Annotated in this window: 8 protein-coding genes; 5 read left to right on the top strand and 3 right to left on the bottom strand. The window is 73.8% G+C overall.

The features are described from left to right. The first annotated feature begins 228 nt into the window (after positions 1-228). Entirely contained in the window at positions 229-831 is a 603-nt protein-coding gene (locus tag AC1DQC_RS05325; RefSeq protein WP_477050179.1) for a sulfite oxidase-like oxidoreductase, read from the top strand. Between the two features lie 2 nt (positions 832-833). Then, positions 834-1,625 carry a ferredoxin reductase gene (locus tag AC1DQC_RS05320; RefSeq protein ID WP_477050178.1) on the top strand — a complete coding sequence of 264 codons (792 nt, stop codon included), beginning with the start codon at positions 834-836 and terminating at the stop codon, positions 1,623-1,625. Positions 1,626-1,655: 30 nt separating this feature from the next. On the opposite strand, the gene AC1DQC_RS05315 is transcribed toward AC1DQC_RS05320, so the two are convergent. From AC1DQC_RS05315 to phoA, 3 genes are all read right to left on the bottom strand, one after another. Further along, on the bottom strand, positions 1,656-4,340 hold the full coding sequence (locus tag AC1DQC_RS05315) for a phosphoenolpyruvate carboxylase (RefSeq protein WP_477050177.1): 2,685 nt from the start codon (positions 4,338-4,340) through the stop codon (positions 1,656-1,658). 132 nt (positions 4,341-4,472) lie between these two features. Beyond that, positions 4,473-6,572, bottom strand: coding sequence for a DEAD/DEAH box helicase (locus tag AC1DQC_RS05310; protein ID WP_477050176.1), 2,100 nt, complete (start codon positions 6,570-6,572; stop codon positions 4,473-4,475). Between the two features lie 97 nt (positions 6,573-6,669). After that, complete coding sequence (gene phoA / locus AC1DQC_RS05305; RefSeq protein ID WP_477050175.1) at positions 6,670-8,382, bottom strand: alkaline phosphatase; 1,713 nt, start codon at positions 8,380-8,382, stop codon at positions 6,670-6,672. A 171-nt stretch (positions 8,383-8,553) separates the two neighbouring features. Between phoA and AC1DQC_RS05300 the strand changes: the two genes are divergently transcribed. The 3 genes from AC1DQC_RS05300 (at position 8,554) to AC1DQC_RS05290 (ending at position 10,542) form a co-directional block, all read left to right on the top strand. After that, a complete protein-coding gene (locus tag AC1DQC_RS05300; RefSeq protein WP_477050174.1) occupies positions 8,554-8,766 on the top strand; it encodes a three-helix bundle dimerization domain-containing protein in 213 nt (70 codons plus the stop codon). Between the two features lie 28 nt (positions 8,767-8,794). Next, a complete protein-coding gene (locus AC1DQC_RS05295; RefSeq protein WP_477050173.1) occupies positions 8,795-9,469 on the top strand; it encodes a hypothetical protein in 675 nt (224 codons plus the stop codon). A 134-nt stretch (positions 9,470-9,603) separates the two neighbouring features. Continuing rightward, entirely contained in the window at positions 9,604-10,542 is a 939-nt protein-coding gene (locus AC1DQC_RS05290) for a patatin-like phospholipase family protein (protein WP_477050172.1), read from the top strand. Positions 10,543-10,567 lie beyond the last annotated feature (25 nt).

Here is a 10,567-nt window from a genome sequence, read left to right as displayed (position 1 = left end):
CCGCGCCCTCCGGTGCCTCGGGCCAGCGTCGTCGTCGCGGCGGCAGCGGTCGGGGCTCGAGCGGCGGCGGCTCCGGCGCGGCGAGCTCCGGCGGCCCGCGCGTGGTCTACTCGCGCGGCTGACGAAAGACCAGTTCAGAGGCCGGTTCGACACCCGTCGGGCCGGCCTCTGGCGCGTCCGGCGACGGTGGCCCCATGATGGGATCATGACCCACCGCACGGCTGCCTGATGGCGATCATCTCCCGCGGGTTCCGCGGCAAGCGCGAGGTCGATCCTCGTATCCCACCTGGTCAGTACCTCGAGCGCGGCTTCCCGGTGCTGTCCGCCGGCCCGACGCCCCGCGCCGACCTCTCCACGTGGACGTTCTCGATCACGTCCGGCGGCGCCACCCGCAAGACGTGGACGTGGTCGGAGCTCACGCACCTGCCGCACGACGACATCGTCAAGGACATCCACTGCGTCACCAAGTGGACCAAGCTCGACTCCGCCTGGCGCGGCATCTCCCTGGACACGCTGCTCGACGGCGTCGAGATCGCCCCCAACGAGCAGTACGCGATGGCGCACTGCGACGGCGGCTACACCACCAACGTGCCGCTGGCGGACCTGCGCGACGGGAAGGCGTGGATCGCCTACCAGTACGACGGCGCGCCCCTGCCGCCGGAGCACGGCGGTCCGGCCCGGCTGCTGATCCCCCACCTGTACTTCTGGAAGTCGGCCAAGTGGGTGCGCAGCCTCGACCTCATGACCGAGGACACCTGGGGCTTCTGGGAGCGGCTGGGCTACCACGCGTACGGGGACCCGTGGAAGGAGCAGCGGTATTGGGGGGACTGAGCGTGCCCGACGACGTTCCTGATCCCGCCCTGTACGCCCTGCCGTGGATGGTCGGCACGCTGGTCTCCCGCGTCGCCGAGACGCCGTCCGCGATGACGCTCGAGCTCGACGTGCCCGGTTGGCGCGGCGCGCTGGCCGGGCAGCACGTGGACGTCCGCCTGACCGCGGAGGACGGGTACTCGACGCAGCGGTCCTACTCGCTGGCCTCCCCCGGCACCATGGGGCTGCCCGGCGTGCCGCCCGACCCGGCCGGGCACGACCGGCGCATCGCGCTGACCGTGCAGGTGGTCGACGACGGCGAGGTGTCGCCGTACCTGACGGAGGACCTGCAGGTCGGTGACGAGCTCGAGCTCCGCGGACCGGTCGGCCACTGGTTCGTCTGGCAGCCCACCGACCCGCACCCGGTGCAGCTGATCGCCGGCGGGTCCGGGCTGGTGCCGCTGATGTCGATGCTGCGGACCCGGCGGCTGGCTCGCAGCGTCGCGCCGTTCCGCCTCGTCGTGTCGGTGCGGACGCCGGCGGACGCCCTCTACGCCGACGAGCTCGAGGCGCTCGGCGCCGACGTGCCGATCACCCGCGTGTGGACCCGCCGCGGACCGGACGGGTGGACCGGGCCGGTCGGGCGCATTGACCGCGACCTGCTGAGGGACGCCTGCTTCCCGCCCGACCTGCGCGCGCACGTGTTCATCTGCGGACCGACGCCGTTCGTGGAGTCCGTCGCGAACACGCTGGTCGACCTGGGCCACGACCCGGAGCGGATCCGGACCGAGCGGTTCGGTCCGACGGGAAAGTAGCCCGGCGGCTCCGTCCCGCCTGCGCCGTCCTCAGCCCGTGTTCTGCAGGCCCGCTGCGACCCCGTTGACGGTGAGCAGCAGCAGCCGACGCAGGTCGTCCGCCTGCTCGGGGGCGTCGCCGGTGCGGAGCCCACGCAGAGCGCGCAGCTGCAGGAGCGACAGCGCGTCGACGTACGGGCTGCGCAGCTGCACGGCGCGACCGAGGATCCGGCGGCGCGACAGGATCGCCTCGCTGCCCGTGATGGCGAGGACCCACTCGCGGGTCAGCGCCATCTCCTCGAGCACCAGCTGCGCCAGGTCGTCCCGATCGCCCAGGGCGAGGTACCGCTCCGCGATGCGCTCGTCCGTCTTGGCCAGCGACATCTCGACGTTGTCGATCATGGTGGTGAACAGCGGCCACTCGGCGTAGGCGGCGCGCAGCTCGGGCAGGTCGTCGACGGACGCCAGCGCGGTGCCCAGGCCGTACCAGCCGGCCAGGTTGATGCGCGCCTGCGACCACGAGAACACCCACGGGATGGCACGCAGGTCGTCGAGCGACTCGACCGACAGCCCCCGGCGGGCGGGCCGCGAGCCGATCGGCAGCATGCCGACCTCCTCGAGCGGGGTGACCTCGGCGAACCACTGCGGGAAGCCCGGCGCCTTGACCAGCTGGTGGAACCGGACCCGCGAGGTCTCGTCGAGCTTGGCGGCCAGCGGCGCGAACCGCTCGGTCGCCCCGGCGTTGCGGCGCTCGACCGACGGTGCACCGGCCAGCAGCGTCGCGGCCGCGACCTGCTCGATGTGGCGGGCCGCGATCACCGGGTCGCCGTACCGGGCGAAGATGACCTCGCCCTGCTCGGTGAGCTTGAACCGGCCGTCGACCGAGCCCGGAGGCTGGGCGAGCAGGGCCCGGTTCGCCGGACCGCCACCGCGGCCGAGCGCACCGCCGCGGCCGTGGAACAGGGTGAGCACGATGTCGTGCCGCTTCGCCCAGTCCGTGATGCGGCGCTGGGCCGCGTCCAGGGTCAGCGTCGCGGAGACCGGGCCCACGTCCTTCGACGAGTCCGAGTAGCCGAGCATGACCTCGACCCGGCGGCCGTTCTCCGCGAGCCGGCGCTGCACCTGCGGGAGCGCCAGGGCGCCCTCGAGGATGTCGACCGAGGCCTCCAGGTCCGCGAAGGTCTCGAACAACGGGATCGCGTCGATGACCGGCGCGTCCACGCCCTCGAACGCGATCTCGGCCAGCTGGTAGACGGCCGCGAGGTGCTCGGCCGACTGCGTGAACGACACGATGTAGCGGCGCGCCGCCAGGACGCCGTAGCGGCGCTGGACCGCGCCGATCGCACGGAACGTGTCCAGCACCTCGACGGTGCGGGGCTCGAGCGTGCCCTCGACGCCGTTCTTGGCCAGGTCCGCGAGCGCGCCCGCGTGCACCTGCGAGTGCTGGCGCACCTCGAGCTCGGCCAGGTGGAACCCGAAGGTCTGCAGCTGCCAGATCAGTCGCTGCAGGTCGCCGTACGCGGACCGTGGTGCGCCGGCGGCCGCGAGCGAGCGCTGCACGACGTCGAGGTCGGCCTCCAGCTCCGCGGCCGAGCCGTACCCGAGGTCGGCGTTGCGCGTCCGGGTCGCCGCGATGCGCTCGGCCAGGAAGTACACGACCCGGCGGTGCGGCTCGTTCGGCGCGTCGCCCGCGATGCGCGACGCCAGGGACGCCGACAGCCCGCGCTGCTTCTGCCACAGGGCGCTCAGCTCGCTCGACGCGGGGGTGCCCGACGCGGCGAGCGTGAGCCCGTGCGCGGTCTTGCGCGCGGAGGACTCGAGCTCCAGCAGCGCGTGCTCGGACGCCATCGCGGCCGCGTCCTGCGTGATCTGCGCGGTGACGTTGGGGTTGCCGTCCCGGTCGCCGCCGATCCAGGTGCCCAGCCGAGCGAAGGGGCGTACGGCCGGCGCAGTGGTGCCCGCGGCGTCGGCCAGGAGCCAGTCGTCGAGCCGGCGGTAGACGGCCGGCAGCACGTCGGCGAGCGTCGCCTCGAACACGTTGATCACGGTGCGGACCTCGTCGAGCACCGACGGCTTCGCCTCCCGCAGCGGCGCCGTGCGCCAGAGCGTGTCGATCTCGCCGAGCAGCCGGCGGTCGTTCTCCGCGAGCGACATGCCGCCGATGTAGCGCAGGTCCCGCTCGGCCACGAGCTCGGCGATCCGTCGGATGGCGCCCGACACCGCGCGACGACGCGCCTCCGTGGGGTGCGCGGTGAACACGGGACGGAACTCGAGGTCCGCGAGGCGCTGGCGCGCGACGTCCTCGCCCACCTCATCGGCCAGCTGGGCCACCGCGGCCGGCAGGGAGTCGTCCGGCGCCAGGTGGTGCGGCAGGAGGCTCGCCTCGCGCTCCCGCAGCACGCGCACGCGGTGGTACTCCTCCGCGGTGTTGGCCAGGTGGAAGTAGCAGGTGAACGCCCGGGCGACCTCCTCGGCCCGGCTCATGCTGAAGCCGGCGACCAGGGCCTCGGCCTGCGCGAGGGCCTCCGGGTCGGGACCGTTGTGCGCGCGGATCGCGAGCTCGCGCAGCGCCTCGACGTCCGCGAGCAGGTCGTCGCCGCCGGCCTCCCGCAGGACTCGGCCGAGGAACTCGCCCAGCACGCGGACGTCGTTGCGCAGGGGCTCGGGGACCTCGTGGTTGGCAAGGTTCTGCGCAACGGTCTGCGCGGCCTCGCTCGAGGGAACGGGTGCGGTCACGGGGCAAAACTAAGGCACGCGGCCCGATCGGGTCCCGGGAGTCCAGGCGATGGGCACTGTGACGTAGCCGACGCCCGGGCCGGTCGCGCCGCGCGAGAGGTGCTCGCTCGCCCCGTCGGGCGCACGTCGACCTCAGCCGCGCAGCGCGAGCACGAACGGCAGCACGTCCGTCGCCCCGGCACGGCGCAGCTCCCGCGCGGCGACCGTCATGGTCCAGCGGCTGTCGACCAGGTCGTCGACCAGCAGCACCGGGCCGGCCGGGAGCTCGAGCGACGAGGCGTCGAACCGCTCCCAGACACCGGCCAACCGGAACGCGCTGTTGCCGCCGGGCTCCCCTCGGGGGCCCCCGTCGCGGAGCGCGAGCGCGCCCGCGTACGGCAGGCGGCCGACCTCGGCGATGCCCCGCGCGAGGGAGTCGACGAGCAGCGGGCGTCGTCGCGACGGGAGGGCGACCACCGCGACCGGCCGCTGGTCCCAGCCCCACTGCGCGAGCACGCGCACGCACCCGTCGAGCATGGCGCGGCTGACCGGCGCGTCGGCGACACCCGCGGCGAAGACCTCGCGGAGCGCCGTCCCCCACCCCAGGTCGGTGAGCCGGGCCAGCGCGCGCCCCTCGAGCGCGCGCTCCCCCTCGGCGATCCGGCCGCGCACCGGGAGCCCCAGCCGGTCGGCACCGACGGGCCACTGCACGCGCGGCTCGACGGGCACCCCGACCCGGTCGAGCGAGCGGTCGGCCGAGGCCGCGGCGTCCGCCACCACGTCGCGCGGGTACCAGGCGCCCGCGCAGGTGTCGCACCGCCCGCAGGGCGCCGCCGTCGCGTCGTCCAGGCTGCGCTGGAGGAACTCCATCCGGCACCCGTCGGTCCGCTCGTAGTCCAGCATGTGCTGCTGCTCGGCCTCCCGGGCGGCGGCGATGCGGGCGTACCGCTCGGCGTCGTACGTCCACGGCTGCCCCGTCGCCACCCAGCCGCCCTGCACGCGACGCACCGCGCCGTCGACGTCGAGCACCTTGAGCAGCAGCTCGAGCGGCGTCCGGCGGACGTCCACCCGCGCCTCGAGCGCGGGCGTGGACAGCGGCCGGTCCGACAGCTCCGCGATCACCCGCTCCGCGCGCTCCTGGCTCGGCATCGACGCCGTGGCGAAGTACCGCCAGATGTCCGGGTCCTCCGTCCCGGGCAGCAGCAGCACGTCGGCGCTCTCGGTCGCACGGCCGGCACGACCCACCTGCTGGTAGTACGCGACCGGCGACGACGGCGCGCCCAGGTGCAGCACCCACCCCAGGTCGGGCTTGTCGAAGCCCATGCCCAGCGCGCTCGTGGCCACCAGCGCCTTCACCCTGTTCGCCTTGAGCGCGGCCTCGGCGTCCTCCCGGTCGGCCGGGTCCGTCTGACCCGTGTAGGCGCGCACGCCGTGGCCGGCCTCCCGCAGCAGACGTGCCGTGTCCTGCGCGGCGGCGACGGTGAGCGTGTAGATGATCCCGGAGCCCGGCAGGTCGCCGAGGTGGCTGAGCAGCCAGCCGAGGCGGGTGCGCGCGTCGGGCAGCCGCAGCACGCCGAGGCGCAGCGACCTGCGCGCGAGCGGCCCCCGGATGGTGAGCACGTCGACGGCGCCCGTCCCGATGCTGCCGAGCTGTTCGGCCACGTCGGCCACGACCCGGCTGTTGGCCGTCGCGGTGGTCGCGAGGACCGGCACGCCCGCCGGCATCGTCGCGATGAGGTCCCGCAGGCGCCGGTAGTCGGGCCGGAAGTCGTGCCCCCAGTCGCTGATGCAGTGCGCCTCGTCGACGACGAGCATGCCGAGACGCCCGACGAGGGCCGGGAGCTGGTTCTCGCGGAACGCCGGGTTGTTGAGCCGCTCCGGCGACACGAGCAGCACGTCGACCTCGTCGGCGGCGAGCCGGCCCAGCAGCTCGTCCCACTCGTGCGCGTTGGTCGAGTTGATGGCGACCGCACGCACCCCGGCGCGCTCGGCGGCGGCCACCTGGTCGCGCATCAGCGCCAGGAGCGGGGAGACCAGCACGGTCGGCCCGGCCCCCCGCTCGCGCAGCAGCATCGTCGCGACGAAGTACACCGCCGACTTGCCCCAGCCGGTGCGCTGGACGACGAGCGCCCGGCGATGCTCGTCGACGAGAGTCTCGATCGCCTCGTACTGGCCGTCGTGGAACTGCGCGGCCGGGTCCCCCACCAGGCGGCGGAGCACGGCGAGGGCGGCGTCACGGGTGGGTGCGGACATGCGCCCAGCCTGCCAGCGCACGCCGACACCGCCGACCGGGTGGACGCGGACGACGCACCCGCCCAGCGGCGGGTGCGTCGTCCGCGCGTCGATCCGGTCAGCGGTTGGCGATGGTGACGGGCACCAGCTTCTCCGTCGTCTGCCCGTCGATGCCCACGGCGTCGATCTTCAGGGTGTACGAGCCGTTGGGGTAGTCGCGCGTGTCCAGCACGAGCGTCGGCCGCTTGCCGGCCTGCGTGCTGCCCGGCGCCTTGGTGTTGTCCGTGATCCAGGTGCCGCCCTGGTTCAGCTCGATGTAGGTGTAGCGCGGCTCCGTGTCGAGCGTGACTCGAACCGTCTGGCGCCCCGTGAGCACCGCACCGTCCGTGACGTTGACGTTCTGGATGACGGGTGCGGTCGGCGACGGCGCCGCCGGGTCGAGCCGCAGCGCGTCACGGATCGTGAAGAACAGGTCCGTCTGGTCGGTGAGCCCGACGACGTTGCCGGCGCGGGGGCCGTAGGCGGCGATCCGCACCTGCGTGCCGGTGTGGTCCTGCGAGCCGCCCACGTCGGCGGTGCCGTAGGCGACCGTCATCGGCTTGCCGTCGGCGGTGAGCAGGGTGCGGGTCAGGCCCGGCGTCAGCGTGTTCGGGTACACGATCTGGCTCGAGTGCCCGTGGTCCGCGGTGACGACGACGAGGGTGTTGCCGTCCTTCTTGGCGAAGGCGAGGGCCGCCTGCACGGCCTCGTCCAGGTCGACGGTCTCGCCGATCTGCCCGCACGGGTTGGCGGCGTGGTCCTGCTTGTCGATGCTCGCGCCCTCGACCTGAAGGAAGAAGCCCTTCTTGCCGCCCTGGAGCAGGTCGATCGCCTTGGTGGTCATCGCGGCGAGCGTCGGCGAGGTCGCGACGTAGGCCGGGTTCGGCGTGCACGTGACCGCGGGCTCGGTGCCGCCCGTGTGCGTGGCCAGCGGACCGACCCACCGGGTCGCCATGTTGCCGGGCGCGAAGAGCCCGAGGACCGGCGCGGACTGGTCCGCCTGCGTGATGCCGGAGAGCCCGGCGGCGTCGGTGACCACCTGGTAGCCGCGGTCCTTCGCCTGCTGGAGCAGGGTCTTGCCGGCCCACGGCCCGGCGACCGCGGTCTCGTTGAACGACGTGGCGCCGCCGCCGAGGGTGACGTCCGGGCGGTTGCCGATGAGCTGCTCGGTGATGGACCCGAGGCCACCGTTCTGCAGCGCGTTCGTCGGGCACTTGGTCGTCGTGACGGCCGGCGCGTAGCAGCCACGGTCGGTCACGTGCGCGACCTGCACCGCGGGGGTGGCGTCCTGCAGCTCCGCCGTGCTCACGTCGCCGGTGCGCAGCCCGTTGGCGCGCGCGATCTCCAGGAGCGTGCGCTGCGGGGTACCCGCGACGTCGACCGAGATCGCACCGTTGTAGGTCTTGGTGCCCGTCGCCCACCCCGAGCCCGACGCCGCGGAGTCGGTCACGTAGTCGGGCTTGCCGTCCGCCTTGTCCAGCGCGTACGTCGTGTACTGACCCGTGAGGGGCAGGGCGTCGATGCCCGCGAACCGCCCCGCCGCGCCGAGGGCGTAGTTGCGGGCCACCGTGATCTCCGAGTCGCCCATGCCGTCACCGATCAGCAGGATGACGTTCTTCGCGGGACCGCCGCGCAGCTGCTCCCTGACGGCGGCGGTCTGGTCGCCGGTCAGCCGGCGTGCGTCGCCGTTGCCGGTCAGGCCGCCCGTGGCCGCCCAGCCGGTCGCGGCGCCCAGCAGCAGCGCCCCGCTGACGACCCCCACGCCGAGTGGGCGCAGTGCTCGTGTCCTCATGGTCGTTCCCCTCATCCGTCGTCAGCCCGCCGCGACGTCGACGCGCCGCAAGGAGTCGACCGGTCGAAGATGGCCATCAGGTGAGGACGGGATGAGCACCGGAGAAACACGTCATGTCGGGCATTCTCGGCATGGTTGACGGGGCGGTCGGGAGCCCGCACCCTGTCGGACATGGCTATCGACGACGAAGGGCACGCGATCGACGAGGTCGTCGACCGCCTGGTGGAGCGATTCCCCGACATCCCGCGCGAGACCGTGCGCGAGGTCGTCGACGCGCAGGTCGCCCAGTTCGCGGGCTCCACGGTGCGCGACTTCGTCCCCGTCCTGGTGGAGCACGAGGCGCTCGAGCTGCTGCGGGCCGGCGAGCGCAGCACCGCGGACTGATCCGCCCCCACCGCGCCGAAGGCGTCCGATGACTCTGCGGTTGCTGCGGCTCGGGGTCGCGATCCTCCTCGTGGCGTCGGGCGCACTGATGTACGCCGCGTCCTGGCAGAGATGGGCGGGGTCCTGCTCGACGGGCGGGACGCTGGACCCCTGCGAGCTGCGTCAGGACCATCTGTACGACTTCCTGCCGCCGGCGGAGCCCTGGGCGCCGGCCGGCGACGCCGCCTCACTGGCCGGGCTGTCGCTCCTGGTCCTCGCGCTCGCACTCCCGGTGCTGCCGTGGGCGCTGACCGGTCGACGTCCGGGCGCCTGCTCAGCGATCGCCCTGCTCGTCTCCGAGGTCGCACTCGTCGCCGTCGCCCTGGCGACGCTCCGCACCGGACTGTCCGGCGTGGTGGTCGACCCCGCCCTCGAGACCTGGTCGGTGGCGGTGTGGTTCCTCGGGCCACCGCTCCTGCTCGCACGGTTCGCGTTCGCCGCGCACGGATGGGCCCGTGCCGCGTCGGTCGTCCTGGCCCTGAGCATGCCGCTCGTCGGCTCGCTCACCTACGCCATCGGCTCGTACGACACGCAGCCCTGGTGGGAGGCCGTGTCCGGCTCGATCATGGCGCTCGGCGCCTTCTGCCTGTTGGTCGCCGCGACCCTGCCGCACCGAACGACGCCGGTTGTGCGCGGGGCCGACGGTGTGCCATCGTTCCCGTGATCGTGACCCGTCGCTAGGAGGTGAGACCCATGAACGCAGTATCCGCACTGGGTGCTCCCCCGCCGTCCTCGATCTCGCGACTGAGCTAGTCGCCACCGGGAGCGCCCGCCACGCAACTCGCGAGAGGCACTCCCATGAACACCACTTCTTCGTCAGCACCCCACGTCGACGCGACGGGGCGGATCCCCGGCGGGGACCGCGCGCTGGTCCTCGGCGGCGGCGGATCGACCGGCAACGCCTGGCTGATCGGCGTCGTCGCTGGTCTGTTCGATGCCGGGCTGGACGTGAGCGCGGCCGACCTCACCATCGGGACGTCGGCCGGCTCGACGGCCGCGGCCCAGCTGGCCGGCGCGACACCGACCGAGCTGTATGCCGACGTCCTTGCCGCGCCCGTCACGCCACGGCCGGCCGCGGCCGGCTCCGACCGGGGCCAGGCTCCGACCCGGGCGGTGACGGACCACCTGGACAGGACGACCGGGATCATCGCGGCCTCGTCCGACGCGGCTGACATGCGCCGCAGGATGGGCGCGGCCGCGCTCGAGAGGGCCGCGGCGTCGGACGGTTCCTGGCAGGCACAGTGGCGCACCACCGTCGCCGCTCGGCTGCCCAGCCCGCAGTGGCCGCGACGCACCGTGCTGATCACGGCGGTCGACGCCCTCACCGGCGAACCGGTGGTCTTCGACCGGCTCAGCGGGGTCGACCTGGCGGACGCCGTCGCCGCCAGCTGTTCGAGCGGCCTCCCGTACCGGATCGGGGACGCCGACTACATCGACGGCGGCTACCGGTCCAACGCGGAGAACGCCGACCTCGCCGCCGGCTACGAGCGGGTGCTGGTGCTCTCACCCTTCGGCGGCCGGTCGCTGGTGCCGGCGGGCTGGGGCACGCACCTGGCCACGCAGGTCGACCAGCTGCGCGCACGCGGCAGCAGGGTCGAGACCGTCTTCCCCGACAGCGACTCGGAGCACATGTTCGGGCCTCGGGCGATGGACCCGTCGCTGCGTCCGCCCGCCGCGCGCGCAGGCTACGAGGTGGGCCGCGCCCGGGCGGAGCAGCTCAGCGAGCTCTGGCGCTGACCGAGGTCCGGTCACGCCTGACGCC

Source organism: Cellulomonas sp. P4_H12, assembly GCF_056400905.1.
This window is presented reverse-complemented; position numbering and strand designations above follow the sequence as displayed.